The 26,917-nt window shown below is 68.1% G+C and carries 21 protein-coding genes; 12 read left to right on the top strand and 9 right to left on the bottom strand.

Annotation, left to right across the window (positions count from 1 at the left end):
* The first annotated feature begins 61 nt into the window (after nt 1–61).
* Nucleotides 62–1,279, top strand: coding sequence for an argininosuccinate synthase (locus tag CKO31_RS17770; RefSeq protein WP_200240112.1), 1,218 nt, complete (start codon nt 62–64; stop codon nt 1,277–1,279).
* Between the two features lie 290 nt (nt 1,280–1,569).
* Here CKO31_RS17770 and CKO31_RS17765 read toward each other — a convergent pair whose 3' ends face one another.
* On the bottom strand, nt 1,570–1,965 hold the full coding sequence (locus CKO31_RS17765; protein WP_200240110.1) for a CBS domain-containing protein: 396 nt from the start codon (nt 1,963–1,965) through the stop codon (nt 1,570–1,572).
* Between the two features lie 408 nt (nt 1,966–2,373).
* On the opposite strand from CKO31_RS17765, the gene CKO31_RS17760 reads away from it, so the two are divergent.
* The gene (locus tag CKO31_RS17760) at nt 2,374–2,598 is read left to right on the top strand and encodes a hypothetical protein (RefSeq protein WP_200240109.1); all 225 of its coding nucleotides are present in this window, start codon (nt 2,374–2,376) and stop codon (nt 2,596–2,598) included.
* 378 nt (nt 2,599–2,976) lie between these two features.
* On the opposite strand, the gene CKO31_RS27290 is transcribed toward CKO31_RS17760, so the two are convergent.
* Nucleotides 2,977–3,105, bottom strand: coding sequence for a hypothetical protein (locus CKO31_RS27290; RefSeq protein WP_274607771.1), 129 nt, complete (start codon nt 3,103–3,105; stop codon nt 2,977–2,979).
* Between the two features lie 419 nt (nt 3,106–3,524).
* Between CKO31_RS27290 and CKO31_RS17755 the strand changes: the two genes are divergently transcribed.
* The 3 genes from CKO31_RS17755 to CKO31_RS17745 all read left to right on the top strand — a co-directional run bounded on the left by CKO31_RS17755 (nt 3,525) and on the right by CKO31_RS17745 (nt 6,331).
* On the top strand, nt 3,525–4,238 hold the full coding sequence (locus tag CKO31_RS17755) for a response regulator (RefSeq protein WP_200240107.1): 714 nt from the start codon (nt 3,525–3,527) through the stop codon (nt 4,236–4,238).
* The gene (locus tag CKO31_RS17750; protein ID WP_200240105.1) at nt 4,235–5,692 is read left to right on the top strand and encodes an ATP-binding protein; all 1,458 of its coding nucleotides are present in this window, start codon (nt 4,235–4,237) and stop codon (nt 5,690–5,692) included. The genes CKO31_RS17755 and CKO31_RS17750 overlap by 4 nt, the downstream gene beginning before the upstream one ends.
* Nucleotides 5,693–5,866: 174 nt before the next feature.
* Nucleotides 5,867–6,331, top strand: a complete 465-nt coding sequence (locus CKO31_RS17745) for a peroxiredoxin (RefSeq protein WP_200240103.1) — start codon at nt 5,867–5,869, stop codon at nt 6,329–6,331.
* Nucleotides 6,332–6,366: 35 nt separating this feature from the next.
* Here CKO31_RS17745 and CKO31_RS17740 read toward each other — a convergent pair whose 3' ends face one another.
* The gene (locus CKO31_RS17740; RefSeq protein WP_200240101.1) at nt 6,367–7,083 is read right to left on the bottom strand and encodes a pseudouridine synthase; all 717 of its coding nucleotides are present in this window, start codon (nt 7,081–7,083) and stop codon (nt 6,367–6,369) included.
* 138 nt (nt 7,084–7,221) lie between these two features.
* Here CKO31_RS17740 and CKO31_RS17735 point away from each other — a divergent pair, with 138 nt between their 5' ends.
* The 4 genes from CKO31_RS17735 (at nt 7,222) to speE (ending at nt 11,914) form a co-directional block, all read left to right on the top strand.
* Nucleotides 7,222–9,624, top strand: a complete 2,403-nt coding sequence (locus CKO31_RS17735) for an ATP-binding response regulator (protein WP_200240099.1) — start codon at nt 7,222–7,224, stop codon at nt 9,622–9,624.
* Between the two features lie 8 nt (nt 9,625–9,632).
* Nucleotides 9,633–10,523 carry a response regulator gene (locus tag CKO31_RS17730; RefSeq protein WP_200240098.1) on the top strand — a complete coding sequence of 297 codons (891 nt, stop codon included), beginning with the start codon at nt 9,633–9,635 and terminating at the stop codon, nt 10,521–10,523.
* 104 nt (nt 10,524–10,627) lie between these two features.
* The gene (locus tag CKO31_RS17725; RefSeq protein ID WP_200240097.1) at nt 10,628–10,972 is read left to right on the top strand and encodes an ArsR/SmtB family transcription factor; all 345 of its coding nucleotides are present in this window, start codon (nt 10,628–10,630) and stop codon (nt 10,970–10,972) included.
* A gap of 78 nt (nt 10,973–11,050) precedes the next feature.
* The gene (gene speE / locus CKO31_RS17720) at nt 11,051–11,914 is read left to right on the top strand and encodes a polyamine aminopropyltransferase (RefSeq protein ID WP_200240096.1); all 864 of its coding nucleotides are present in this window, start codon (nt 11,051–11,053) and stop codon (nt 11,912–11,914) included.
* 90 nt (nt 11,915–12,004) lie between these two features.
* Here speE and CKO31_RS17715 read toward each other — a convergent pair whose 3' ends face one another.
* The 3 genes from CKO31_RS17715 to CKO31_RS27285 form a co-directional block, all read right to left on the bottom strand.
* Complete coding sequence (locus tag CKO31_RS17715; RefSeq protein WP_200240095.1) at nt 12,005–12,508, bottom strand: hypothetical protein; 504 nt, start codon at nt 12,506–12,508, stop codon at nt 12,005–12,007.
* Between the two features lie 159 nt (nt 12,509–12,667).
* Nucleotides 12,668–14,707, bottom strand: a complete 2,040-nt coding sequence (locus CKO31_RS17710; protein WP_200240094.1) for a glycerophosphodiester phosphodiesterase — start codon at nt 14,705–14,707, stop codon at nt 12,668–12,670.
* A 456-nt stretch (nt 14,708–15,163) separates the two neighbouring features.
* Nucleotides 15,164–15,289, bottom strand: coding sequence for a hypothetical protein (locus tag CKO31_RS27285; RefSeq protein ID WP_274607770.1), 126 nt, complete (start codon nt 15,287–15,289; stop codon nt 15,164–15,166).
* 291 nt (nt 15,290–15,580) lie between these two features.
* Between CKO31_RS27285 and CKO31_RS17705 the strand changes: the two genes are divergently transcribed.
* Nucleotides 15,581–17,602, top strand: a complete 2,022-nt coding sequence (locus tag CKO31_RS17705) for an efflux RND transporter periplasmic adaptor subunit (protein WP_200240093.1) — start codon at nt 15,581–15,583, stop codon at nt 17,600–17,602.
* Nucleotides 17,603–17,612: 10 nt separating this feature from the next.
* Nucleotides 17,613–20,828 carry an efflux RND transporter permease subunit gene (locus tag CKO31_RS17700; RefSeq protein WP_200240092.1) on the top strand — a complete coding sequence of 1,072 codons (3,216 nt, stop codon included), beginning with the start codon at nt 17,613–17,615 and terminating at the stop codon, nt 20,826–20,828.
* Between the two features lie 140 nt (nt 20,829–20,968).
* Here the strand turns inward: CKO31_RS17700 and CKO31_RS17695 are convergent, their stop codons facing one another.
* Both CKO31_RS17695 and CKO31_RS17690 read right to left on the bottom strand, forming a co-directional pair.
* Entirely contained in the window at nt 20,969–22,876 is a 1,908-nt protein-coding gene (locus tag CKO31_RS17695; RefSeq protein WP_200240091.1) for a glycine betaine ABC transporter substrate-binding protein, read from the bottom strand.
* Entirely contained in the window at nt 22,873–24,435 is a 1,563-nt protein-coding gene (locus CKO31_RS17690) for a BCCT family transporter (RefSeq protein ID WP_200240089.1), read from the bottom strand. Before CKO31_RS17690 ends, CKO31_RS17695 begins: the two co-directional genes overlap by 4 nt.
* 599 nt (nt 24,436–25,034) lie before the next feature.
* Between CKO31_RS17690 and CKO31_RS17685 the strand changes: the two genes are divergently transcribed.
* A complete protein-coding gene (locus CKO31_RS17685) occupies nt 25,035–26,348 on the top strand; it encodes a mechanosensitive ion channel family protein (RefSeq protein ID WP_242475467.1) in 1,314 nt (437 codons plus the stop codon).
* Between the two features lie 79 nt (nt 26,349–26,427).
* Here the strand turns inward: CKO31_RS17685 and CKO31_RS17680 are convergent, their stop codons facing one another.
* Nucleotides 26,428–26,730, bottom strand: a complete 303-nt coding sequence (locus CKO31_RS17680) for a 4a-hydroxytetrahydrobiopterin dehydratase (protein ID WP_200240086.1) — start codon at nt 26,728–26,730, stop codon at nt 26,428–26,430.
* Between the last annotated feature and the right edge of the window lie 187 nt (nt 26,731–26,917).

Below are 26,917 nucleotides of genomic sequence, written 5' to 3'. Positions count from 1 at the left end.
CCCTCGCCCCTCGCCCCTCCCGTATACTCCCACTTTGCCCGCAGTCCCTAAGGAGCAGACCATGTCCCGCACCCCCGTCAAGAAGGTCGTGCTCGCCTATTCCGGCGGCCTCGACACATCCGTGATCCTGAAGTGGCTCGAGCAGGAATACGGCTGCGAGGTAGTCACCTTCACCGCCGACATCGGCCAGGGCGAAGAGGTGGAGCCCGCCCGCGAGAAGGCCCAGGCCGCCGGCATCAAGGAGATCTACATCGAGGACCTGCGCGAGGAGTTCGTGCGCGATTTCGTCTACCCGATGTTCCGGGCCAATGCCATCTACGAGGGCGAGTACCTGCTCGGCACCTCCATCGCCCGGCCGCTCATCGCCAAGCGCCTGGTGGAGATCGCCGCCGAGACCGGCGCCGACGCCATCAGCCACGGCGCCACGGGCAAGGGCAACGACCAGGTGCGCTTCGAGCTCACCGCCTATGCCCTGAATCCGGACATCAAGATCATCGCCCCCTGGCGGGAGTGGGATCTGCTCTCCCGCGAGAAGCTGATGAGCTACGCCGCCGAGCACGGCATCGCCATCGAGCAGAAGCGCGACGGCACCAAGTCGCCCTATTCCATGGACGCCAATCTGCTGCACATCTCCTACGAGGGCTACGACCTGGAGGACCCCTGGGTGGAGCCGGGCGGCGACATGTGGCGCTGGACCAATGACCCGCAGGACGCGCCGGACACGCCGCTGGAGATCACGCTGACCTTCACCCGGGGCGACGTCACCGCCATCGACGGCAAGGCCATGACTCCGGCGGAGGTGCTGGCGGAGCTGAACCGCATCGGCGGCGAGCACGGCATCGGCCGCGCGGACATCGTCGAGAACCGCTACGTCGGCATGAAGTCCCGCGGCTGCTACGAGACCCCCGGCGGCAGCATCCTGCTCAAGGCCCATCGCGCCATGGAGTCGCTCACGCTGGATCGCGAGGCGGCGCACCTAAAGGACGAGCTGATGCCCCGCTACGCCGAGCTCATCTACAACGGCTACTGGCTCAGCCCCGAGCGCGAGATGCTCCAGGCCGCCATCGACCAGACCCAGGCCGTGGTCAACGGCGATGTCCGCCTGAAGCTCTACAAGGGCAATGTGCTGGTGGTGGGCCGGCGCTCAGAGACCAATAGCCTGTTCGACGAGTCCATCGCCACCTTCGAGGAGGACGCCGGCGCCTACGACCAGGGCGACGCCACGGGCTTCATTCGCCTGAATGCGCTCAGGCTGCGGGTGCAGGGCCGGCAGCGCTGAGCCGCCGCCGGCGCGGGGGCGACCTGCCATGATCGATATCCTGGAGCAGGATCGCCCGAAGGCAGCGGAATCCGTCGGCGCCCGCACCCGGACCGGCTCGCCGATCATACCGGCAGCGCGAGCCCTCGAGATCTATGCAGACCTCCGAGCCGGCGGCTACGGGCAGGTGGCACGCCGGCGAAGCACGTGCGCGACTCGAGACCTGGGTCGGGGCGGCGTTAGAGCTGGATGCCGCGCTCGCCTGAGGCGGCCGGGGAGACGCCGAGTGGCTTGTCCCGCGGCGGCCGAGGTCAACGCCCCCCTGCCGCCAGCAGATCCTGAAGCGCCCGCAGCAGGTCTGTCTCGGTGATGATGCCGACCAGGTGGCCGCCGCCGTTGTCGGAGACGGGCAGGCAGCCGATGTGGTCGTCCATCATGAGCGCCACGGCGGTGCCGAGATCCGCGTCCGGGGTGATGGTGGTGACGGGCTTGTGCATGATCTCGCCGATCTCCACCGGCGCCTCCTGGAAGCAGCGGGCCGCGAGCTGAAGGTCGCGGCGTGCCACCAGTCCCGCGCAGTTGCCGGTCGCGTCCAGCACCGGCAAGTGGTGGAGGTTCTTCTCCTGCATGACACTGAAGGCCTCCTGATAGTCGGCGCCGGTCTCGATGGTGACGGGGGCGGGGCTCATGTAATCGCGGACTTGCATTGCAGCGGCTCCTGTTGGTGATGCGTTATTGGGGTTCATATTAGCGCTCGACGCAGTCCCCGGCAGCATGCGCCAGGTGCAAGCGCTTGAGAAGTGTTGTTGATCAAGCAAAGGCCGCCACCCAAAGCTCCGCCACGGTCGCTGCAACACCACTGCCCGCGCACCTTTGCCCTGAATCAAGTGAAATGCGCGCCATGGGTCAGCCGACAAGCGGTACCAGCCGCGCCGGCGCCGCCACAGCCCGGAAGGCAGCCTGGCACAGCGGCGTACCTGGGCCATCGCCCCCGGTACAACCAAGTACAGCCCGGCATCGCGTCGCGGGAGACACCGCGCTGAATCCTGGGTTAGGATGAAGTGCGAGCTGCAGTACGGGTTTTCCAACAACCGGGGGCGGAGGCAAGACCACCAGTGACCCGCGGCATCCGACTGAAAGCGCACACCCACACCGACCTCGGCCACCCCGGCCTGGCGCCGGGCACCTTGCAGGGCGGTATCCAGCTCGCCGACGGCGACCAGACCCCAGACGCCGAGAGCATCGCCGCCGAGACCATCGCAATAGCCCGCGAGGTCCGGCAGACGCTGGAAACCGTCTTCGACATCCTCAGCGCCGCCCTGCCCCCGGAGCGCGGCTGAGCCAGCGCGTGACGCGCGCTGCCCACAGCGCCGCTCCCGCGGCCACCGAAGCGCATACCACCGCAGCGGCGCCCGGCTCAGTCGGCGTGCTTGGCCGCAAAAAAAGACCGCCACGGCAGGGTGTGTACTGCCTGGCGGCCAACTGGCTTGCTGCCCAGAAATCGTGTGCGGGGGCGCTATGCTGGAGACTGCGACGCCGGCGCTCGGCCCCCAAGCGCGCAGCGAGGACCGGCCTCGACTTGTACGTGCGGCGTTCGCGGCTGGCGCCGCATGGGCAGGGCTACAGGAGAAGCAATGTGCCCCCGACGGAGCTCATCGTCGCCCAGGGGCGGCCGCGCGAGGCGCTCGGGTGGTGCCCTCGGACGAACTCCGCTCGACTCAGTCCGTGCCGGTGTCCTGCTCGTCCCTGCCGCGCAGGCGCTCGTTATTGCGGACGACGCCGACGATGAACCCGGCGCTCACGAGCGCGGCAACAACACCGCTGATGGTCAATGCGTCGAAACTCATGGTACTGCCTCTGTTTCCCGCAATTGCGCTGGGGAGATGGCGATTCCTTGGCCATGCTGGCCAAAAATCGCACGGAGCCCGAAAATGCGACTCTATGGCGCCTTCATTTTCAGCGGCTTACGCCGCTGCAAACGACGCGACATCCTGCCTTGGACGGGAAGCGCCCATGAATCGGCGTGTCCCTAGTCTTGCCGCAAGGCGAGCCGCGACCACCACCGGGGCGACGGGGCGACGGCCGGGGTCTTGACCGCAGGCTTAGGATTCTCCACGAGGGCGCTCACCAAGGTATTTCCTCACATACTAATATTGTGACAACTTGTTACAGCGCCGCAGCGCACAGCGGCGCAGCGCAGTAGCCCCGTGCGCCCAGCGATGCCGCTCGCATCCCCTGCACAACGACCTGGACCAAAACGCAAGCCATGCCCGCCGCCGAAGGACCCACCCGCGTACTCGTCATCGATGACGATGCCTCCCTGCGCGAGCTGCTGAGCGATTACTTACGCCAGGAAGGCTTCGACGTGAGCGCCGTCGAGGACGGCACCGCCATGCTCGAATGGCTGGAGACCCACCAGGCAGACCTGCTGATTCTGGATCTGATGCTGCCCGGGGAGGACGGCCTCACCTTGGCGCGACGACTGCGCACCATGGATGACACGCCTATCATCATGCTCTCGGCCCGCGGCGAGGACATCGACCGCATCGTCGGATTGGAAGTGGGTGCCGACGACTATCTCGCGAAGCCCTTCAACCCCCGCGAGCTCCTGGCGCGCATCCGGGCCGTGCTGCGCCGCCGAGCGCCGGCCGCGGAAGCCTCCGCCGCGGAGGCGAGCACCTTCGGCCCGTATCGGCTGGACATCGCCGCCCGCCAGCTCACCCGCGACGGCGAGCCAGTGACCCTAACCGGCAGCGAGTTCGACCTGCTGTGCATCTTCGTCGAGCATCCAAACCAGATGCTGCACCGCGACCGTCTGCTGGATCTGCTCAAGGGCTACGAGCGCAACCCCTTCGACCGCAGCATCGACGTGCAGGTGGCGCGGCTGCGCGCGAAGATCGAGCCCAACAAGAAACAGCCCATCTATATTCGAACCGTCTGGGGCCGCGGCTACATTTTCACGCCTCAGGCCGAGGGGTGAGCCCGTTGCGCTCCCTGCTGCCGGCATCATTGTTCGCACGGGTGCTGCTGACGCTGCTGCTGACCTTCGGCAGCTTCGCGCTCATTACCTTTGTTACCGTCGTCTACTATGCGCTGTTCCCGGTCGTCCAGCGCTCCACGGCGGACCTCGCCGCCTTCATGGAGCTCTCTGCACGCACCCTGGTGCAGCTGCCGGCGGACATGCGCAGCGAATACCGCTTCAAGCTCCTGAACGACTACCAGCTTTGGCTGCGCACCGAGGAGGAGCCGCCCGCCAACCTGCGCCATTACTTCTTTCCTTATGTGCTGCGCCTGAGCCAGGCCTTGAGCGAGCGCACCGGCGCGCAGGTGCAGATGCAAAGCAACGTCATCGACGGCAAGCGCTGGTTCTGGGCGGATCTGGCCACATCACAGGGCCAGGTCTGGGCCGGTTTTCCGCGGGATCGCATCAATACCAAGCCCTTGGAGGGCTTGTTCATCATCTCGACCCTGGCCCTGCTGCTGCTGGTGGTGACGGCCTCCGTGCTGGCCCGGCGCATCACCTCACCGCTGACCCGTATGGCACACGCGGCCGAAGAGGTTGCGAAAGGCCGTTCCCCGGAGCCGCTGCCGGAGACCGGACCGCGCGAGCTGGCGAATCTCGCTAGGCAATTCAACGAGACCAGCCAGCAAGTGCGCGAGCTCCTGGCGGACCGCACCGTGCTGCTGGCGGGCATCTCCCATGACCTGCGCACCCCGCTGACGCGCCTGCGCCTCGCCCTGGAGATGCTGCCCCGACAGACAGACCCGGCGCTGAAGGCGCGTATGGAGCGGGACATCGAGGAAATGAACGCCCAGATCAGTCAGGCGGTGGAGCTCGGCAGCACGCTCGGCGCCGGCGAGCGCCATCGCCTGGACATCGGCCGGCTCGTCAATGAGGTCGTGGGGGCGCGCCCGCGCATCGTCTGGGAGCCGGTGCGACATTGCATCCAAGCCGTGAACGCGCTGGCACTGCGGCGCATCCTCGGCAACCTTATCGAGAACGCGCTGCGTTACAGCCAGGCGCCGGTGGAGGTTCGGCTGGACTGCAACCACCGCGCGGCGGTGATTTTCGTGCTCGACCGCGGTCCCGGTATCCCGGAGGGCGACCGCGACGCGGTGTTCCGGCCCTTCTACCGCCTCGAGGGCTCGCGCAATCGCCGCACCGGCGGCTCCGGGCTCGGCCTCGCCGTCGCCCGCCAGCTCGCGGTCGCCAACGATATGGAAATCCATTTGAGCAGCCGCGTCGGCGGCGGCACGGTCGCCAGTGTGCGGCTGCCGCCGAAAGAGCAGGCGCCGGAACAGCACGACAGCGGCGGTGATACCGCGAGCGCCGCCCCCGCAGCTGCTGCACCGCCGCCGGCGTCCGGGCCCGTCGCGCAAGCCCCGACTGGGCAGCGCACCACGGCCCGCACCCACGACGCCGATGACTCCTGAACGCAGCGCAGCGCAACCACATCGCGCATTGACGCGCTGCGGTTGCGGTTGACGCCCGCTCGGCGCCTGCCTACATTTCGCCGGACATTCGACAGCGGACGCTCGCATCTTCGCCGGGCGACAGGCGCACCGCCGCCAGAGTCCCGGGCCATAACCGCTGATCAGGGGGAGACCATGCTGCAACCCGGCGACTCGGCACCGCCTTTCTCACTGCCCGACGCGGATATGGAGCGCGTCGACATCACCCGGCTCTGGGCGGAGCACAACCTCGTGCTCTGCTTCTACCCCAAGGACGACACGCCGGGCTGCACCATGGAAGCGCTGGAGTTCACGGACCTGCACGAAGATTTCGCGGCCGCCGGGGCGGACATCGTCGGCATCAGCCGGGACACCTGCGCCAGCCACGGTGCCTTCCGCGATAAGTACGGCCTCAGCGTCACGCTGCTCGCGGACACCGACGGCGACGTCTGCGACGCCTATGGGGTCTGGCGTGAAAAAGAGAAAAACGGCATCAAGAAGATGGGCATCGTACGCTCCACCTTCATCGTCGGCCGCGACGGCGTCATCCGCCACGCGCTGTACGACATCAAGCCCAAGGGCCACGCGGAGCGGGTCCTGGAGCTCGTGCGCGAGCTGTGAGCCGCTCCCACGGCGCCTTGATTCGCCGCGCTGTGTCAGGGCGTGGTTAGAGCGCCTGTCCAGCCAAGCTCGGCGAGCAGCCTGCCCCACTGCGCATCGAGCGGTGCTTCCAGATCCAGGGGCAGACCGCTCATCGGATGCGTGAAGCTGAGCTGCCAGGCGTGCAGCAGCAGCCGGTGCAGCCCGAAACGCTCGCGAAAGAAACGATTGTGCCGGCCCTCACCATGGCTGGTGTCGCCGATGATGGGATGGCGTATGTGCAGGAAATGCCGGCGGATCTGGTGCCGGCGCCCGCTGCGGGGCTGCACCTGCATCAGCGCATAGCGGCTGGTGGGGTAGCGGGTAACGGCCACCGGCAGCTCCACCGTCGCCAGGCGCCGATAGCGCGTCAGCGCCGCCCGGGGTGCGCGCTGTCCGGCTGCGCTCGCCTCCGGATCATCCAGCGACCGGTCGATAGCGCCCTCCGCCGGCGGCCAGCCGCGCACCACGGCGAGGTAGCGCTTGACCACCCGTTGCGCCTGGAATTGCGCTGACAGCCGCCGCGCCGCCTCCGCCGTGAGTCCGAACACCAGCACGCCGGAGGTGGGGCGGTCCAGGCGGTGCACCGTATGCACGCGCCGGCCGAGCTGATCGCGGAGGGCTTGCAGCGCGAAGGCATCGGCATCGGCAATGCGGCTGCGGTGCACCAGAAGCCCTGGCGGCTTGTCCACCGCCACCAGGTCGTCGTCGCGGTAGAGCAGGGTGAGGCGCATGGTCACAGATCATCGTCGCAGCGGGAGGCGGCGGGTCTCAAGGCGGCATCGAATCCGCAGATGGCGGCCGGCATGCCCATTCCCTCGGCCGCCGGTGGCCGTTATCGTAATTCGCTGGTCTAGGTCTTGAGGCTCGGCGTGAAGCTCCGCTACTACATTCTGATCCTGTTGCTGCTGTTCGGGCTGGCCCCGTTGATCGTCGCCGTGCTGATCAACCTGCCGCTGGTGCTGGACCGCACGGCGATGTTCTACCAAAAAGCCTACCTGCAGAATCTGCGGGCGGACTTCCGCGATCTGGATCAGCACCTGGCGAGCCGCGACGAGATGATCCGTCTGCTCGCGAAGCTGCCGGAGCCGGGGGTGATCCTGGGAGAGAAGGGCAGCGAGGACCAGGTGGACCGCGCGCGGGCACGCTATACCGGCTGGATCAATCAAATGCTCCCGGATCAGCTGGACGTGATCCAGATCCTGTTCGTGGACGCCGGCGGCAACGAGCGCTTCTGGCTGCGCCGCGACGCCCAGACCCACGAGTGGGAGCCGGCACCGCTGCCGCCGGAGCCGCCGAGCCGCGGTTTCGTCAACGCCGGCATCAAGCTGCAGGCGGGTGAGGTCATCGTCAGCCGCATCCGCATCAATCCCTATGCCGGGATGGAGGACCCGCGCCAGCTCATGACCCTGCAGCTGGCGAGTCCGGTGGGCGAGCGCAGCGGCGCCGATGGACTGCCGCCCGGACTGCTGTTGATGACCATCGACGTCGGCGGGCTCGCCCAGTACTACCGCGACACGCTCTGGGTGACCAACGACGGCAGCTATCTGCGCCCCGGGGAGCCGCTGAGCGACGCGGCAACGGCCTTCGATGAGTTCCCGGGCTTGGCGAAGATCTTCGAGCAGGGCAAGCTCGCCCTCTGGAAAAACCCGAACGGCCCGCCGCTGCTGTGGGTGCCCATGTTCCTCACCGAAGAAGGAGTGCCCCTGTGGGTGGGCCGCCCGGTGGACCCCTCCCCCATCGAGCAGTTCCGCGACGCGCTGATGGCGCGCGTGCTGTCCATCATCCTGGCGTTGGTGCTGGTGGTGCTGCTCATCGCCCGCTGGCTCGCGAACCGGGCCGAGCGCTTCGGCCAAGAGCTCACCAGCGGCGTGGAGTCCATCCTGCGCGACAGCGAGCCGCAGCGGTTCGATTGGCAAGGGCCGCAGGAGGTGCGCGAGCTCGGCCGCCAGCTCAATGCACTGGCGCGCAACCATGCCGAGCACATTGCCACCGAGCGCCAGCACACCCGGGAGTTGGAGCAGTCGAACCGCTACAAGTCGGAGTTCCTGGCCAACGTGAGTCACGAGCTGCGCACGCCGCTCAACTCCATCCTGCTATTGTCCAAGATGCTCGCGGCGCAGGAATCCGGACTCGACCACGAGCAGCGCCGCCAGGCCCAGGTCATCAACGAGGCCGGCCGCGACCTGCGCACCATGATCGACAATATCCTGGACATCTCCCGCATCGAAGCGGGACCGGTCACCGTGAGCCTGGAATGGGTGGAGCTGGGGCCAATGTTGGCCGAGCTCGCCGAGATGATGCGCCCGCCGATGGCCCAAAAGGGGCTCGCGCTGGACCTGGACATCGCCGCCGACGCCCCGGAGCGGATCTACACCGACCGCGGCAAGCTGCGCCAGATCCTGAAGAATTTCCTGTCCAATGCCGCCAAGTTCACCGACACCGGCGGCGTCACCATTGCGGTGAGTCGGGGCACGGAGGCGCGCCCGCTCGCCATCACCGTGGCCGATACCGGCATTGGCATCCCGCCGGGCAAGGAGCAGATCATCTTCGAGGCCTTCCAGCAGGCGGACGGCTCCACTCGCCGGCGTTACGGGGGCACCGGGCTCGGGCTCTCCATCAGCCGCGAGCTGGCACAGCTGTTGGGCGGCGAGATCGGTGTCGAGAGCAGCCTCGGCGAGGGCTCGCGCTTCACCCTGTGGCTGCCCCAGGCACTCGACCCAGAAGAGCTGGATGCCGTGGAGATCCTGGAGAAGCGCTCGGCACCGCCGGCCCTGGAGACGGAGCAGCCATCGGAGCCGGCGGAGGTGATCCGCCCGCAGCGCGCGCCGATCGCGTCGGCGCCGGCCGTCGCAGACCTGCCCCAGAACCGCTGGGTCTTGTTGGTGGAGCGCGACGTACAGTGCCTGGTGACGGCCACATCGGAGCTGGAGCACATGGGCGTGCGGGTGCAGACCGCCGCCGACGCGGACGAGGCGCTGGAGACCCTGTCGGAAGAACGCGACTGCGCGCTGCTGTTGCTCGCCGCCTCGGCGTCGACAGAAGAAAGCTGTGCTAGGATCAAACGGATTAATAATGACACGGCTGGCGCCGGGCCGCCGATCTACGTCATCGGCAACCTCGACGAGGCGCAGCGCGAGCGCTGCCGGGCCGCCGGCGCCGACGGGCTCCTCGCCAAGCCCCTGGATGGCCGCGCCCTTGCGGGCATCCTGGAGCGAGCGTTGACGCAGGCTCCGATTGACACTAGCAAGGCAGCGACACGGGACATGGCATGACGGCTGGCATGACAGACGCCTCCGGTTACAAGATCCTGATCGTCGACGATCATGCGCACAATCTGTACACGCTTCGCACGCTGATCGAGAAGCATCTGCACTCGGCCTCTGTGCTGGAGGCGTCCTCCGGGCGCGAGGCCATTGATATCACACTCGAGCACCGGGACATCGATCTCATCATCCTGGACGTGCAGATGCCGGAGATGGACGGATTCCAGACCGCCTCGCTGCTGAAGCTGCGCAAGCGCACCCGCGACATCCCGATCATCTTCCTGACGGCCGCCTTCAAGTCCGAAGAATTCCAGCAGCGCGGCTTCGCCGTCGGCGCGGTGGACTATCTGCTCAAGCCCATCGACGACAATCTGCTGATCAACAAGATCAGCACCTACTTCCGGCTCATCGCGAAGGAGCGCGCCCTCAACGTCGCGCTGGAAGAGAAGGTCGCCGAGCGCACCCGCGAGCTGGAGCAGGCCCGGCAATACCTGGAAAACATCGTCAGGTACATGGGGGAAGCCCTGCTGGTGCTCGACGCAGAAGGCTTGATCAAACAGGCCAACCCGGCGGCCTGTGCCATGCTGGACTACCCGGAGCAGGATCTGATCGGGCTGTCCATCGGCGACGTCTTCGAAGAAGAAGGCGACGAGGAGGCCGGCGCCTTCATGGGCACCTGGCTGGAAGCCCTGATCCGCACCGGCGCGCTGGCCAAAATCGAGGCGCGCTTCATCGCCAAGGACGGCAGCCGTGTGCCGATTCTGTTCTCGCGCACCGCGGTCAAGGACGAGGCGGGTACGATCAGCGAGATCATTTGCATCGCCAAGGACATGAGCGGCTATGTTCGCGTCGACGACGAGGCCGCCTATCGGGCCAGGGACGCCGGCAGCCGGGAGACGGTCTCATGACCCCGGCACTGCCGTTCGGACCCGCCACGATAACAACGACGCCGACAACCGCGACCCCCGCGCACAGCGGGTGTGCCCACCAAAGGTAAGCGATGGTTGTAACGATGAACGAGCAAAACCCCGCGGACGAGTCCACGCCGCCCTCGCAGGAGGACACCGCCCTGACGGCGATGGCACTAAAGGCGATGGCGCACCCGTTGCGCTGGAAGATCCTCTGTTCCCTGGGCGACCGCGAGCTCTCGGTCGGCGAGATCGTGGAGCGCACCGGTACCTCGCAGAGCAACATCTCCCAGCACCTGGAGCAGCTGCGCAACAAGAACATCGTCGTGGCCCGCAAAGAGGCCAACCGCATCTTCTACCGCATCCGCAATCACCAGTTGCTGGAGCTGATCGGTATCATGCGCGACGTGCTCTGCCCGGCCAATCTCGACGACCGCTATCCGCGCTGAGCCCACACAGACCGCCCGGCCGGACAGGTCAAGGGGGTCTTGTACCCAATCCACACCAGCCGCCGACGAAGCCGCCCCATGCCGACCCTTGACGACAAACACTGGTTCACCGAGGTGGAGGACGTCGCCGGCAGTGCCTTCTCGCTGCTCATTCGGCGCAAGCTGCACGAAGAGCGCAGCGACTACCAGACCATCGAGGTCTACGAGACCGAGCACTTCGGCAACCTCATGGTCATCGACGGCTTCACCATGCTCTCCTCGCGCGAGAACTTCCTCTACCACGAGATGCTCGCCCACCCGGTGCTGCTGACTCATCCGGCGCCCAAGCGCGTGTGTATCATCGGCGGTGGCGACTGCGGCACTCTGCGCGAGGTGCTAAAGCACGACAGCGTCGAGCAGGCGATGCAGATCGACATCGACGAGCGCGTCACGCGTATCGCCGAGCAGTTCTTCCCCGAGCTCACGGCCAGCAACGACGACCCGCGCGCCGAGCTGCTCTTTTCCGACGGCATCCAATGGATGGCCGACGCCGAGCCGGGCAGCCTGGACGTGATCATCGTCGACAGCACCGACCCCGTCGGCCCGGCCCAGGGTCTCTTCACCGCGGACTTCTACACCGACTGCCGCCGCGCGCTCGCCGACGACGGCCTGCTGGTGCAGCAGAGCGAGTCCCCGCTCTTTCACCTGGACATCATCACCAGTATGCACCAGGACCTGCGCAGCGCCGGCTTCGGCGCCGTGCGCACCCTCTTTTTCCCCCAGGCCATCTACCCATCGGGCTGGTGGAGCGCCACGATGGCCGCCACCGGCGAAGCCATCCCCGACTTCCGCCGCATCGACGCCGGCGCGGCGCTGGACACCACCTACTACAACGCCGACATCCACGCCGCCGCACTGGCCCAGCCCCAGTTCGTGCGCCGACACCTCGCAGCACAGGACTGAGCGCCAAGCGCGATACGCGGGACGGCAGAGGCGCAGCGCGGGGCCAATCGGCTGGACATAACTGCGGGGAAGCAACGGCGCGATGCCGGTTCAGTCGCAATGCGGCCAGCCGTAGCCCCAGCGCCACGGCAGTGCACTGCAGGGAATACCTCCTAAGCGTACCGAGCGGTACATGAGATCGGCGATCGCGCGATAGAGCGCCGCGACCTGCCCCTGGCTCAGGCCGTATTCCCCCGCCAGGGCAGGCGTGCGCTCGACACCGGTGGACAGGACGCATTGCCGCAGCGCCAGGTCGGCCGCCCGGCGCGCATCGAAGCTCTCCCGCGGTGTCGCATCGCGGGCTCCGCCGGCGTGATAAAGGCGGTCGTGATCGACACAGCAGTGCTGCCAAGGGGGCAGCTTGCCGTGCACCTGGCGGAACTCGCCGATCCAGGACGCGAAAGCGTCCCAAGCGGCAGACAGCCCGCCGCTGCAACCATCCGTGGCAAATGCGGCCAGCGCATTGCGCGGGTCCGTTTTCTGTGCTGCCAGGCGTTCGTGGTGCGGGATCTCCAGCGGCAGCTCAAGGGCTTCTGTCAGTGCCGGCAGGGTCATCGCCTGAGGGGCAGCATGCGCCGACGGCTGCGGCGCTCGTTGCGATGCCGCGGCGCCCGTGGCCGGGGCCCCTGCGCCGGCTGCGGTAACGTCCGGGGCGAGCGTCGTTAGAGCGAGCAGCAGCACGAGCCGTTGGGTGCGCCGGCGGGGCCGGATGCATCAGGGTGAGTCATCGCGGTAACGGCGCGCGGGGGGCGGTCGGTCGAACAGCAGGGCCGTGCGCAGCAACAGCAGCTCCACCGAACCCATCTCCCGGCGCTCGGCAAGCAGCCCGCGCATGCGCTCGGGCTCGTCGGTGATCACACCGGAGACACCGGCAGCGACGACACGCGCCAGCGCGGCCGGGTCGTTGATCGTCCACGCAAAGACTGGCTTGCCCGCGGCCTCGGCATGATGCACAAAGTGCGCCGTCGCCATGCCCTGATTCACGGCCAAGAAATCGACGTCCCGTCGGCTCAGATCGCCGATGGCCTTGGCGGCCAGCAAGCCAATGCGCCACTCGGGCCGCAGGGCGCGGACTTTCTGCACACCATGATATTGCAGCGACATGATCGCGACATCGTCGGCCATGCCCGCGGCTTCCACCAGATCCACCACGCGCTGCTCGAGCAGCTGGTCATGGCCGTAGTACTTGAGCTCAATCACCAGCTTGGCCCGACCGCGCACCGTCTCCAGCACCTCACGCAACGTCGGCACCTGCTCGCCAGCGAAGCGCGGGCCGCGCCAGCTCCCGACATCGATGCGGCGGATCTGCGCCAGCGTACCGTCCCAAACCTTCAACCGCTCCCCGGCCAGCTTCATGAAGTCGCTGTCGTGCACCACAACGACCTCGCCGTCGGCAGTCTCCTGCACGTCGATCTCGATCCAGTCAGCACGATCGCGGATCGCCTGGCGGACCGCGGCCAGGGTGTTCTCCGGTGCCTTGCCAGCCGCCCCGCGGTGGGCTACCACCAAGACGTCGTCGCGCACGTCGATCCCGCCGAGCAGCCACATGCCGGTCGCAGCGGCGATGCCGGCGACCACGGCCATGACGGCTGCGACACGCCCGGTAGTGAGCTGCGGCAGGCGTGCGGCGGGCCGGGGCGCCGGCGCTGCGGCAAAATCAGTCCGCAGCGGCGCGCCCAGACGGTCGGCGAGAGCCAAGGTCACGCCCGCAAACGCTGATGCGTTGATGGTGCCAGCGAGAAAGCTCAGCAGCCCCCAAAGCGCGACCAAGGCACCGAGCACGGCCACGAGCAGCGTCAGCGAGTCGCCCAGCTGCGGGATGATCCAATCGCCCAGCGTGTCGATGAGTGCCAGCACGACAGCGCCCAGCGCGATCGCGATGGCGGCCCAAACCGCGAACGCGCCCAACACCAGCGCGCGCTTTCCCCGCGTCAGCCGCTCGCTCTCGGCGAAGGCGCTCGCCGGACCCTGATTCGCAAACAGCAGCAGCGGCAGCACCAGCGACCAGCCAATCAGCTTTCGGACCAGCAAGAACGCCAGCACTGCCAGCAGCAAGCCGATGACGACCGCGGCGATCCAGAACACGGGCGGGCGCTCGGCCAGGTAGTAATTGATGTCGTGCGCGCTAAGCGCGAGCCATGCCGTGGCGGCCGCCAGCGCGATGAAGGGTATCGCCAGCGCCAGCACCCGCACGACCAGCCGTACCGACACCGACAGGATGGGCACGAGACGCCGAAAGGCGAACAGCACGGCATTGCGGGCCCGCCCGCCGGCCGCCGCGAGATACAGCAGCGACGCCTGCGTCAGCGCGGCAACCGCGACCAGCACAGTCGCCGCCAGGATCAGCGCAGCGATGCCCCAAGGCGTCACCAGGAACAGCGCGATCTCCTGGTCCGACAATGCCGTTTCTCCCGACAGGGCCAGCAGCAGCCGGAACACGATGCCCGGCAGCGGTGCCAGCAAAACCAGGCCGAGCACTGCATAAACGGCATTCACGGCCAGCATGCCGCGCCACACCGGGTGCAGGCGCAACACCATTGTCCGCCACAACGATAAGATCGATTCCATCGGCATATGCACAGCTTGCGCGAACCGGACGTGGGCGTCCACTGCCCCCGGCATCCCCACGCGGCTTGGCAGTGCTATGAGATCGAAGAGGTCGCCGCCGTCGACTGCGACGCCCGCGACCGCATCTACCGAGGCAAGGTCCTTGGTCTCACCGAGCGCATCACCTTCGAGGGCGAAGCCCTCCAATCATTCGGCGAGCCGCGGCACACGGCCTGGCACCGCGCCGGCACGTCCTGAACCGCTATGCGATCCAGCTTGGCGATCAGCCGTGCCTGCAAGGGCTCGTGCAAGCGCTCCTTGACGGGCATCAAGGCGAGCTCGTGACGGCGCTCCTCGTCGATGCGATGCAGCGCCAAACCGGTGCGTCGCGCCCGGTCACAGCCGCCTGTCCGGCGGGCCCGGTCGCCGTTCGCGGACCGGCCATGGACAGCTTGAGGTTCCACGCCATAAGCCATAGCATCGACTCGGAGGTGGACCACCTCTCAATCAAAAAGTCAGCCACGCCGGCGCATCACATCTCAGCGCCCTCAGTGCGAGCGCCACCAACCTGGTCTCTCTAACGGAGCTCCTGTCCCCGCCGTGAATTTGTGCCGCCGCCGGTTGCTTTGCGTGCTCATGACCTGGGTGGTGCTCGCGCAGCCGTCACTCGCGGCCGTGCTCGGGCCTGCGCACGTATTCGCAGAGCACGGCGGCGCCGAGGTGCACGCCGATGCCGGCCGGCACCGGCACTTCGTGGCTGATGCTCAGCCAAGCGCGGGCGCATCGCAAGCGCCGGACTCAACGCGCGCGGCCCCGCCGTCTCAGCCGGACGACGCCCACCACCACGGCTGCGATCACGCCTGCCACGGCTGCGCGCACTTCCTGGGTCTACCCCAGTGCATGCTGCCGATCGCCTGTCCCGGCGTCCGCGACGGCGTCTCCTGGTACTGCGCGACCTGCCGGTCGCAGCCCTGCTCCCCGCCTGAGAGGCCCCCTCGCCCCATCGCCTGATCCCCAGTGCCGTGGCGGCGGCGACGTCGCCCCGGGCTCGTGTGCTCAACGCGATGGAGGTGATCGAGCGTGACCACCCTGACCCAATGGGTCCGCCTGCGGCGGAGCCTTGCAGCATGCCTTGTCCTCAGCGTCACGCTGGGAATGGCCGGCACAGCCTGTGCCGACTCGCCCGCGGCCGACGGCGCCGCCGAGCCCCTCGGCGCTGACGAGGCCTCGGCTCACCGCCACAACCATGACGACGACGGCAACCCGGAGCCCGACGCCGACGAAGCGCATCGCCACGCCCGGGGCGGGCATCAGGATGGCTCACTATGGCATCGATTCCAGCACTGGCTGATCGGCGCGCTAGGCGGCGAGCATCCCCACGACGATGCCCACGACCATGCCACGGAGTCCGCGGAGATCCTGACGGCGACCCGCTACACGCGGGAGCTGGAGCTGTTCCTGGAGCGCCCGCCATTGGTCGCCGGGAAGCCCGCGACCTTGCTCGTCTTCCTGACCCGGCTCGCGGACTTCTCGCCGGTGCGCGCCGGTGAGGTCGCGGTGTCCCTCGTCCCCGAGGACGCTGACCAAGCCGCACAGGGTCCGGCGGCGTCGATCACCGCAGCGGCCGCCGCGCCGAGCCGCCCCGGGGTCTATCGACTGCGGCTGACGCCGACCCGAGCCGGGCGCCATCGGCTCGAGCTGGCTTGGGCGGACGGCGCCGAGACGGCCAGCTTCTCGTTGGCGGTTCCGATCACAGGGGGGAAGTCAGCTGCGGGGCACGCCGAGCCGCACGATCACGCAGCGGATCACGAACACCCGGCAGAGCATGATCATGCGGAGAATCACGAGCATGAGCACGGCCCCGGCGAGGATCAGGCGCATATCCACGCGGACGCGCACGAACATGGACACGAGCACGACCAAGAGGCCGGCGCGCCCCGCGACCATGCCGCTGCGGCCCGCGGCGAGCAAGCCGCGGCAGGCGACAGCGTCCGGCTGACGAAGGAGCAGCAATGGCTGTCGGACTTCGCGACGGCGGTGGTCGAGCGGCGCATCCTGCGCGGCTCCGTGCCCGCCACCGGGGTCCTGCGCGCGAGCGCCGACGGCGATGCCCATGTCACGGCACCCATCGACGCGCATTTGCGCTCGGCAGCGGGCGGCTTCCCGTACACCGGCCTGCGGGTGGAGCCCGGCCAGACCCTCGCCTACCTGGTGCCGCGGCTGAGCGGTGAGGCGGATGTCGCGGGCCTGGAGCTGGCCGTCACCCGCGCCGCAACGGCGCTGGACCTCGCCCGCCAGGAGCGCGAGCGGCTGGACGCCCTCTGGGAGGACCGCTCGATCCCCTTCCGGGAGGTCCTTCAAGCCCGCGGCGACGAGGAAGTGGCCGCGGCGGAGCTGTCCGCGGCGCGCCGCCGACTGGCGCAGATCCAGCGCACCGAAGAGGGCGAAGGCGCCGGCGTGCCGGTGCGCGCACCCATCGGCGGTGTGGTCGCCCGTGTCGAGGTGGCCCCCGGTGCCTTCGTCGAGGAGGGGGCCAGGCTGTTCCACCTGGTGAGCCCCGAGCGTCTGTGGCTGGATGCCCGCGTCGCGGAGGCGGACGTCGGACGCATCCAGACCCCCGTCGGTGCCTGGTTCAGCGTGCGGGGCCTGAGCAACGGCGACGCCGATGACGGCGGCCAGACGTTCGCCCTGACGCCGGCGACCGGCGCTCGGCTGGTGGCCTACGGCGCCATGGTCGACCCCGAGAGCCGCACCGTGCCCGTCGTCTTCGAATTCGAGCGTGCCGGGCATCCCAACGGCGAGCGCCTGCGGGTGGGGCAGTCCGTCAGCGCCCGCGTCTACACCGGCGAGGTCTCGCACACCCTGGTGGTTCCGGCCGGCGCCTTGATCAACCACGCCGGCGCCGACGTGGTCTATGTGCAGGTCGCCGGCGATCGATTCGAACGCCGCCTGGTGCACACGGGACTGCGCGACGGCGACCTCGTGGGCGTGCACGATGGCGTTCGGCAAGGCGAGCGGGTCGTGAGCCGCGGCGCCTACCTGGTGCACCTGGCCGCCGGCGCCGAGGGCGATACCGGCGCACATCACGGCCACGATCACTGAGGGGCCCGGCATGATCGCCACTCTGATCGATTGGTCCCTGCGCAACCGGCTGTTCGTGCTCGCCGCCGCCGTGCTGCTGCTGGGCTACGGCAGCCATCGCGCCGTGCAGATGCCGGTGGATGTCTTCCCGGACCTCACCGCGCCCACCGTGACCATCCTCGCCGAGGCCCCGGGCCTGGCCCCGGTGGAGATGGAGACCCTGGTCACCATCCCCATCGAGACGGCCATGAACGGCGCCTCCGGCGTGCGCCGCATCCGCTCGTCCACCAGCATCGGTGCGGCCATCGTCTACGTAGAATTCGATTGGGACGCGGACATCTACCGCGCCCGGCAGATCGTCGGCGAGCGGCTGCGAACCGCCCTGCCCGCGCTGCCGGCGGACATGGCGCCGCCGACGCTGGCGCCGGTGACATCCATCATGGGCGAGGTCATGTATATCGCGTTGCGCTCCGAGCTGGACGCGGCCGGCCGGCCGCGCCACGACTCGATGACGCTCAAGACCGAGGCCGACTGGACCCTGCGCCGGCAGCTGCTGGCCGTGCCGGGCGTGGCGCAGATCGTCCCCACCGGCGGCGACACCCGTCAGTATCAGGTGCTGCTGAATCCGCTGAAGCTCGCCGACTACCGCACCGGCATCGACCAAGTCCGCGCGGCGCTTGCCGAGACCAATACCAACACCGCCGCCGGCTTCCTCGCCGAGAATGGCCAGGAGTACCTGATCTACGGCCTGGGCCGGGTGCACAGCGCCGAGGACATCGCCACGACGGTCATCGCCGAGCGCGGCGGCGTACCGGTGCACGTCGGCGATGTCGCCGAGGTGCGCATCGGCCCGGCGGTGCGCCGGGGAGCGGCCTCCGCCAACGGGTCGCCGGCGGTGGTGCTGGCCATCCAGAAGCAGCCGGGCGCCAACACCCTGGCCTTGACCGCGCGCCTGGACCGGCGCATCGCCGAGCTGCAGCAGGGCCTGCCCGCGGGGATGGTGATCGAGGCCGAGCTGTTCCGTCAGGCGAACTTCATCCAGCTCGCGGTGGACAATGTCGAGGAAGCCCTGCGCGACGGCGCCATTTTGGTGGTGGTGATCGTGTTCCTATTCCTGTGGAGCGCCACCGCCACGGTGATCACGGCCCTGGCGATCCCGCTGTCCCTACTCGCGGCCGTGCTGGTGCTGGAGGCCATGGGTGCCAGCATCAACACCATGACCCTGGGCGGCATGGCCATCGCCGTCGGCGCCCTGGTGGACGACGCCATCATCGATGTGGAGAACATCGCCCGGCGGCTGCGCGAGAACACCGCGCTGCCCGCCGAGGCGCGCCGCCCGACCCTCGCCGTGGTCTACGCCGCCACCCACGAGATCCAGTCCACCATCGTCTTCGCGACCCTGATCATCATCCTGGTGTTCCTGCCGCTGTTCTTCCTCAGCGGCGTGGAGGGCCGGCTGCTGGCTCCGCTGGGGCTCGCCTACGTGGTGGCGCTGGCGGCCTCACTGCTGGTGGCGGTCACCATCACGCCGGTGCTCTCCTACTACCTGCTGCCGCGCTCGTGGGCCATCCGCGTTGGACGTGAAGCGGCTTTGGTGCGCTGGCTCAAGGCGGGGTACGGGCCGCTGCTGGATGCGACGCTACGACGCTGGCGTCTGCTCGCCGGCACGTCCTTTCTGCTGCTGGCCCTGGCGCTGCTGGCGCTGAGCCAGGCCGGCCAGACCTTCCTGCCACCGTTCAACGAGGGCAGCCTCACTATCATGGCCAGTACCCCGCCGGGGACGTCGCTGGCGCAGTCCGACGCCCTCGCGGAACAGCTGGAAGCGGCCCTGCTGGCACAGCCCGAGGTCGTCGGCACCGCCCGGCGCACCGGCCGCTCGGAGCTGGCCGAGCATACCCAGGAGGTCAACAGCACCGAGATCGAGGTGAATCTGGACCTGAGCGGACAAGGAGGCGGCACCCGCGACATGGACACTCTGCTCGCCGCCCTACGCGAGCGTTTGCAACAGGTGCCGGGCCTGGCCATCACTATCGGCCAGCCCATCAGCCACCGGGTGGACCACATGCTCTCCGGCACCCGCGCCGCGGTGGCCGTCAAGGTCTTTGGCGACGACCTCTACGAGCTGCGGCGCCTCGCTCGCCAGGTGGAGGCGGCCATGCAGGACGTGCCCGGCGTGGTGGACCTGTTCGTCGAGCAGCAGGCCGACATTCCCTTCGTGCACATCGACCTGGACCGCACCGCGCTGGCCCGCCACGGGCTGCGCGTCGGCGAGGTCTCCCGCGCCATCGAGGCCGCCTTCTACGGCAGCCGGGTCTCCAGCGTGCTGGAGGGCCAGCGCAGCTTCGACCTGGTGATGCGCTATCCGGACGAGGCCCGCGCGGACCTCCAGGCGATCCGCGAGACCCTGATCACCACCCCCGACGGCGCCCGGCTGCCGCTGCACGCCCTGGCCGACATCCGCCGTGACCGCGGCCCCAACACCATCAGCCGCGAGGACGTGCAGCGCAAGATCGTGGTCTCCGCCAACGTCGCCGCGGCCGGCGCCGGTACGGACCTGCGCTCGGTGGTGACCAACATCCAGCGGGCCGTGGCCGAGCAGGTGCAATTGCCGCTTGGCCAGTCGAGTGGAAATTGGCGCATCGCCTACGGCGGCCAATTCGAGAGTGCGGCCCAGGCGCGCCAGACGCTGCTGATTCTCGGTGCCGGGGTCGTGACGGGCATCTTCCTCTTGCTCACCGTCGCCTTCCGCTCCACCGGCGACGCAGCCCTGGTCATGCTCAACCTGCCGCTCGCGGTGGTCGGCGGCATCTTCGGCGTCTACGCCGCCGGCGGCGTGGTCTCCGTGGCCTCCATCGTCGGCTTCATTGCGCTGTTCGGCATCGCCACCCGCAATGGCGTCATGCTGGTGACTCACATCCGCCACCTGATGGACGACGAGCACATGACCGACTTCCACGCCGCCGTGCGCCGCGGCGCGATGGAGCGCCTGGCGCCGATCCTGATGACCGCCCTCTCCGCCGGACTCGCCCTGGTGCCCCTGGCCCTGGCAGGCGGTCAGCCCGGCAGCGAGCTGCAAACCCCCATGGCCATCGTCATGCTGTGGGGGCTGTTGTCGTCCACCGCGTTGAACATGTTGGTGGTGCCGGCGTTGTATCTGCGCTTCGGTACGGCAGCGCGGCAACCGAGCGCCGATGACCAACCGAAGTCCGGCATAGCGCCGCAAAAGGCCGAAGCGGATAGTCGCTGATGTCGCTGATAGCCAAAGGCGCCGACGGCAATGGATCGAGCCGATGCCCTGCTCCCAACCGTTGAGCGCCTGCCAGCACCGGCGCAGGCGATCAGCGCCGCGCGGGCGCGCGCCGGCGGCGCGGACTCGCGCTGCCCGCCTCAGCCGGCACGGGGCGAGCGGACCAGAAGCCACACCATCCAGATCAGCATCGCCACGACCAGCGCCGTGAGCAGGGACACCGCCGGTGATGGGTTGACCGGATTCGGCGGCTGCGGCAGCTGCGGTGCCAACGCCCGCGCCTGCGGCAAGATCGGGTTGATCTGCTCGGGCTTGCCAAGTGCCGCATTGATGCGCTCGACGGCGAGGTCCGTCAGTGGTACCGCCTGCGGGATGAAGCTCGCTCCCGGGCCCTGGTCGCCGACGGCCGCGTGCGGACGCGGGGCCGGGCCGGCCAGCACCAGCTGCGTGACCAGCGTCTCCACCGGCTCGCGCAGCTGCGGATAATCGGAGACCGTGAGCTGCGCCATCTGGAGATAGGGCGCATATTCGCTGGGGCTGAGCTGCGCCGGCTGCAGATACGGGAAGACCAGCCGATTGCCTTGCCGATTCCAGTCGGTCACCGAGAGCAGGGGGTAGCCCTGTTCCATCAGCGCGAGCGCAGTCCAGTTACCGATCGGCTGCATCAGCACGGCGGCGTCGGCACCGCTGGCAACCATGGCGTCGGCCAAGCCCTCGGCATTGTCCGCTTCAACCGTCCGCAGCTTCGCCGACAGACCAAGCGCGTCCACCAAAGACTGGGCCGTGCGATGACCGCTCGAGCCTTTGGGGCCCGTCGCGATGACGGTGGCGTCGGCAAGGCTACCCAGATCGGGCTCGAGGGCAAAGACATGCAGATAGCTGGTGCCCACCAACGCCACGGCCTCGACACCGGATCGCAACGGCGGCTGGCCCGTGGCCGGGTCGATCGAGCCGGGCGCGAAGAACGCGGGCGCGCTCACCAACGCCACACGCGCGGTGCCGGCCTCCACGGCGCCGAGGGGATCGGACGTCGGACTCAGCTGCACATTGCGGGTCGGAAACGAGCGGCGCAGCGCCCGCTGCACGGTCGCGGCCTCGCCGTCGGCGTTCGCCGAGGGTGAAATGGCGAGGTTGAGCGCCTGGCGCGTCGTCTCGGCGGCGACGCCCCGGAGCAGCCCGAGACGGACCAGCTCGGTCCGGGCCACCTCCGCCGGGTCTTCACCGCCGAGGGTGACCCGCGCGGTAAGCTGCCGCATGGTTTCTATGTCGAGCGCGCCGGTGAGCTGCTCCAGCACCGTCCCCAGCGCCGGGTAACGCGCCATTGCGGCATCGCGGTAGAGCAAAGCCGCCGCGTAGCCGGCGAAAAAGCCCTCATCGTCCTCGAGCCGGTGCAGATCGAAGTCGTCGATCTGCGGGTCGGCGTTGTAGACGAGCGATACGTCGATCCGCCCCCGCAGGAGCTTGTCGTAGAGGTCTATACGATCGGCCAGGGGCACCTCAATGACCTCCGCGAACTGCATCCCGTAGCGCCGCTGCAACGACTGCAAGCCGTCCACCGGGCGCATGCGGAACTCGTCCTCGACGCCCAGCACCAGCTCCTGGGAATGACGTGCGAGATCCGAGAAGGTCTGGATGCCGAGCGGCTGCGCCCGCTCGCGCAGCATCGCGAGCCCGTATTCGTTGTCGAAGCCGAGCAGATCACTCCAGCCGAGCCCCAATGGCGCAAAGCGCTCGCGCACGCGCGCCAGGGCCTCGTCCGGGTCGGCGATCGGCGGCAGGCCGAGCATCGCCAGCCCGGTACCGGTGTATTCCGGGTAGATGTCGATATCGCCGCGCTTCATCGCCGCGAGGGTGACACGGGTGGAGCCGAGCCCGATGCGGCGCGTGACGGGGATGCCGGCCTCCTCGGCTAGGGTGGCCACCATCTCGGCGACGATCTCGTCCTGCGGGGAGCTCTTGCCACCGACCACCAGCGGCTTGCGATCGGCGCCACAGCCGCTGAGCACGGCCAGCGCCAGCACCGCGGCGATGATTCTCAGCACAGTCATGTCGCGTCTCCTGCTGCCGCCGCTTCCGCCGCCGGGTCGGGCCGCCTCGGGGCGCCCCGCTCGCTGCGGATCGCACGCATGAATCCGATCACCTGTAGCAGCAGCACCACCGAAAAGGGGACCGCACCGGTCACGGCCATCGCCTTGGCGACCTCTACCGAGCCGCTGAAGAGTGTCGCGACGGTCAGGATCGCGACCAGCGTGCCCCAGATCAGCTTGTAGGGCAGCGGCGGATTCAAATTGCCGTCGCTGGTCATCATCGACAGCACGAAGCCACCGGAATCCGCCGAGGTTACGAGAAAAATGAAGATCAGAAACAGGGCGATGAAGCCAAGCAACTGCCCCAACGGGAAGAAATCCAGGAACACGAACAGGGCCCGGGTCACGTCCTGGAACACCAGCTCGGCGATGCCGCCGGTGCCGAACAGCTCGATGTATACGCCGGCGCCGCCGAGGGCGGCGAACCAGAACATCGAGAACAGCGTCGGCACCAGGATCACCCCGGCGCAGAACTCCCGAATGGTGCGCCCGCGGCTGATGCGGGCGATGAAGATGCCGACGAAGGGTCCCCAGGCGAGCCACCAGATCAGATATGTCAGGGTCCAGCCCGCGGTCCACTGCTGTAGCCCTTCGAAGGGCATCAGATGGAAGGCCAGGGCGGGCAGCTGGGTGAAGTATTCGCCGATGGAGTCGATGAAGGTCTCGAAGATGAATGCCGTCGGCCCGAACAGCGTGATGTAGAGGATCAGCAGCACTGCGATGACCATGTTGATGTTCGACAGCAGCTTGATGCCGCGGTCCACGCCCACGGCCGTCGAGGTCATGTAGGTGGCATACATCACGCCCATGATCACCAGCGACATGCCGAAGTTGAGCGGCGTGCCCACCAGCTCGCCGAGGCCGGCGCGGATCTGCAAGGTTCCCATGGTCAAGGAGCCGGCGAGACCGAACACCACGGCGAAGACACCGAGCACATTGGCCACTGCGCCGATGCGCTGACCGGTCCTGCCGGGGAACAAAGACTCGATGGGGGTCGAGATCAAGGGTTTCTGTTTCTTGCGAAAGGTGAAATAGGCGATGACCATGGCGCAGACACCATAGGTGGCCCAGGCGTGCAGACCCCAGTGCAGATTGGTCAGCGCAAAGGCGAGCCGGGCCGCCTCGGGTGTCTCACCGGTCATGCCGGGCGGGCTGCGGAAGTGATACAAGGGCTCGGCCACACCCCAGAAGATCAGGCCCGCCCCCATGCCGCCTGCGAACAGCATCGCGATCCAGGAGACGGTTGAGAACTCGGGCTCCTCATCGTCGCCACCGAGCTTGACGTGCGCATAGGGCCCGAGCGCGAGGAAGGCCGAGAGAATCAGAAACCCGGTACAGATCAAGAGCCAGTACCAGCCGACGCCGGTGAGCATGAAGTCGGTGAAGCCGAGCGAGGTGGCGCTCATCCCCTCCGGATCGATCAGCCCCCAAGCGCCGAACGCGGCAACCAGCACCAGTGAGACGAGAAAGACGCGGTTCAAGGTCACGCCGGCGATGCGGCCGCCGAAGGCTGCGGGCATGGATATCCTCCTCAAAGCTGGCGACGCAGGGCGTTGAGTCGAGCCGGACGGGGTCGAGACGACGCGAGCGCGTCACGCGGCGATGGCTGGCCCGGGCATTGCAGGGGACTGACGCCGGGGGCCAGTGAATGATCGTGTTGTTGGCTTGCGGCGGCGTGCAGGAGGCTTTTGCTTAGCCCGTCGATCCCTCACCACCGGGATGAGCGGCCACCAGCGGTGGCGGCGCGGGGCGGTAGTCTACGCACTCCGCTTGCTCACAACCACCGATGGCGGCGCCTTGCGCACTTGGAAGCGTGCGATTTATTGGCCATCCTGGCCAGAAATTGGACGAAGCCCGCCCTGTTCTGAAAAAGGGGGCGGTTGCCGGGCTCCTTCATTTTCAGCGACTTAGCTCGCTAAAAATGGCGGGGCCTTCCTGCAGTGCACGAGAAATGCCGACAAATCGGCGTTTCCTTTGGACGCGCCCTGTGCAAACAGGCGGCTTCCGGCCACTATCGCGTCGTCAGCGAGATTGCTAGCGTCAATAAGCGAATATGATCGAACTGTGCGCAGCGCGGTCGCTAACCAGCGGGGCAGCCGGCCGGCTCGCGGCCTTGCCGATGCTGTTGGTGGCCATGGCGATGCCGGCACCGGCGGCCGCGGAAGCCACGGCCCCAGAGGCAGCATCGCCAAGGGTCGAGGCCGAGCTGAACCTCGCCGATGATCGGCGCATCCAGGAGCGGCTGACGGCAACCTACGACGCCCTGCCATCGCTCGCCGCGGTGGAGCCCAAGGTCATCGCCGGCGTGGTGGTCCTGCGGGGTACCGTGCCGAGCTCGGAGGCCGCGAGCCTAGCCGGGCGTCTCGCCGAGCAAGTGAAAGGCGTCGCCGCCGTCGAGGACCAAATCGACGTCGATCGCACCATCCGCGGTCGGCTGAATGCGCAGCTGGCGCGCGCCGAGGATCTCGGCTCGGAAATGCTGTTCGGGCTGCCCCTGCTGGTGCTGGCGGTGTTGGTGTTCTCTCTGGTGGCCTGGCTCGGCAAGCGCCTGGCACGCACGCGGCGGCTCTTCGCCGCTACCACCGACAATGTCTTCCTGCAGGACCTGATGCGCCAGATCGTGCAGGTCGGCGCGCTCCTGCTGGGGCTGCTGCTGGCGTTGGACCTGCTGGACGCCACCGCCTGGCTGGGCGGCGCACTAGGCGCCGCGGGCGTGGTGGGCCTGGCGATTGGCTTTGCCTTCCGCGACCTCGTAGAGAACTACATGGCGAGCGTGCTGCTGAGCTTGCGCCAACCCTTCCTGCCACACGATCACGTGCGCATCGAGTCCTACGAGGGCAAGGTGGTGCGGCTCACCTGGCGCTCGACCATTCTGCTCACCTTCGACGGCAACCAAGTGCGTATCCCGAACTCGGTGGTGTTCAAGTCGGTGGTGGAGAACCTCTCCCAGCAGCCGGAGCGCCGGCTGCAATTCGACGTCGGCGTCGGCAGCGAGGAGGACCTCACGGACGTGCAGGCACTGGCGGTGGGCATTCTGGGTGACGTGGACGGCATACTCGCCGATCCACCGCCGCAGGCGCTGGTGCACGAGCTCGGCGACTGGGCCGTGGTGCTACGCTGCTCGGGCTGGATGGACACCCGCGAGACCGACTTTGGCAAGGTACGCAGCCAGGCCATCAAGCTGGTGAAGGAGGCCTTCGATCAAGCGGGGATCTCCATGCCCCTACCTCAGCAGCGCCTGGAAGTGCTGCAGGCCGATGCGAGCGCAGGCGAGCCGCCGCCGGCTCCCGCGCGCGCACAGCCGAGTCAATTGCCGCCGCCCGCCGCCGCCCCGGACATCACGCCGAACCGCCACCTCGATGAGAAGGTGGACCACGAGCGCGCCCGGGGCGACGGCAAGGATCTGCTGCAAGGGCGGGGGAAGCTGGATTGATCGCCGTGGGTGACGGCGCCAAGGCTCAGCGCCGGCGACACGGAGACGCCGACCGCGTGCGCTGAGTGGCGCGCCCCGATCAGCCCGCGATGGTCTCCATGCGCCCGGCGAGGCTGAAGTCCAGCTCGGTGATGCCACCGGCGTCATGCGTAGCGAGGTCCACGCGCACCGTGCGGTAGACGTTGAACCATTCGGGGTGATGGTCCATGGACTCCGCTACCAGCGCGGCGCGGGCCATGAAGCCGAAGGCCTCGTTGAAGTCCTTGAACTGGAACTCCTTGTGCAGCTTGCCCTCGATCACCTTCCAAGGCGACGCCGCGGAGGCATTCAGGGCGTCCAGGGAGCTTTGGATTTCTTGCTCGGTCAGCTTGGTGCGGCTCATCGTGATCTCCTGGTTGGGGATGACGATGCCGGAAGTTGCCCCGGTGCAGCCTGGGTTCAAGTGAGGGATTGGTTCAGCGCAGCCGTACGAAAGTACAGAAGTGCAGGTGCGCACCGATACGGCGGTGGGTGAGCGGGGGAGTGCGCCGAGGGCCGTGACGCGCGGCATACGTAGTGCGCGCCGGCTA

The sequence above is a fragment of the Thiohalocapsa halophila genome (assembly GCF_016583825.1).
Lineage (GTDB): Bacteria > Pseudomonadota > Gammaproteobacteria > Chromatiales > Chromatiaceae > Thiohalocapsa > Thiohalocapsa halophila.
Note: the sequence above shows the minus strand (reverse complement) of the source record. Positions and strands in the feature narration are given on the sequence as shown.

What these genes read in the sequence shown, in the direction of transcription:
- CKO31_RS17770 (WP_200240112.1), top strand. Translation starts at nt 62, where the DNA reads ATGTCCCGCACCCCCGTCAAGAAGGTCGTGCTCGCCTATTCCGGCGGC.
- CKO31_RS17765 (WP_200240110.1), bottom strand. Translation starts at nt 1,965, where the DNA reads ATGCAAGTCCGCGATTACATGAGCCCCGCCCCCGTCACCATCGAGACC.
- CKO31_RS27290 (WP_274607771.1), bottom strand. Translation starts at nt 3,105, where the DNA reads ATGAGTTTCGACGCATTGACCATCAGCGGTGTTGTTGCCGCGCTCGTG.
- CKO31_RS17755 (WP_200240107.1), top strand. Translation starts at nt 3,525, where the DNA reads ATGCCCGCCGCCGAAGGACCCACCCGCGTACTCGTCATCGATGACGAT.
- CKO31_RS17745 (WP_200240103.1), top strand. Translation starts at nt 5,867, where the DNA reads ATGCTGCAACCCGGCGACTCGGCACCGCCTTTCTCACTGCCCGACGCG.
- CKO31_RS17740 (WP_200240101.1), bottom strand. Translation starts at nt 7,083, where the DNA reads ATGCGCCTCACCCTGCTCTACCGCGACGACGACCTGGTGGCGGTGGAC.
- CKO31_RS17730 (WP_200240098.1), top strand. Translation starts at nt 9,633, where the DNA reads ATGACAGACGCCTCCGGTTACAAGATCCTGATCGTCGACGATCATGCG.
- CKO31_RS17725 (WP_200240097.1), top strand. Translation starts at nt 10,628, where the DNA reads ATGAACGAGCAAAACCCCGCGGACGAGTCCACGCCGCCCTCGCAGGAG.
- speE (WP_200240096.1), top strand. Translation starts at nt 11,051, where the DNA reads ATGCCGACCCTTGACGACAAACACTGGTTCACCGAGGTGGAGGACGTC.
- CKO31_RS17715 (WP_200240095.1), bottom strand. Translation starts at nt 12,508, where the DNA reads ATGACCCTGCCGGCACTGACAGAAGCCCTTGAGCTGCCGCTGGAGATC.
- CKO31_RS17700 (WP_200240092.1), top strand. Translation starts at nt 17,613, where the DNA reads ATGATCGCCACTCTGATCGATTGGTCCCTGCGCAACCGGCTGTTCGTG.
- CKO31_RS17695 (WP_200240091.1), bottom strand. Translation starts at nt 22,876, where the DNA reads ATGACTGTGCTGAGAATCATCGCCGCGGTGCTGGCGCTGGCCGTGCTC.
- CKO31_RS17690 (WP_200240089.1), bottom strand. Translation starts at nt 24,435, where the DNA reads ATGCCCGCAGCCTTCGGCGGCCGCATCGCCGGCGTGACCTTGAACCGC.
- CKO31_RS17685 (WP_242475467.1), top strand. Translation starts at nt 25,035, where the DNA reads ATGCTGTTGGTGGCCATGGCGATGCCGGCACCGGCGGCCGCGGAAGCC.
- CKO31_RS17680 (WP_200240086.1), bottom strand. Translation starts at nt 26,730, where the DNA reads ATGAGCCGCACCAAGCTGACCGAGCAAGAAATCCAAAGCTCCCTGGAC.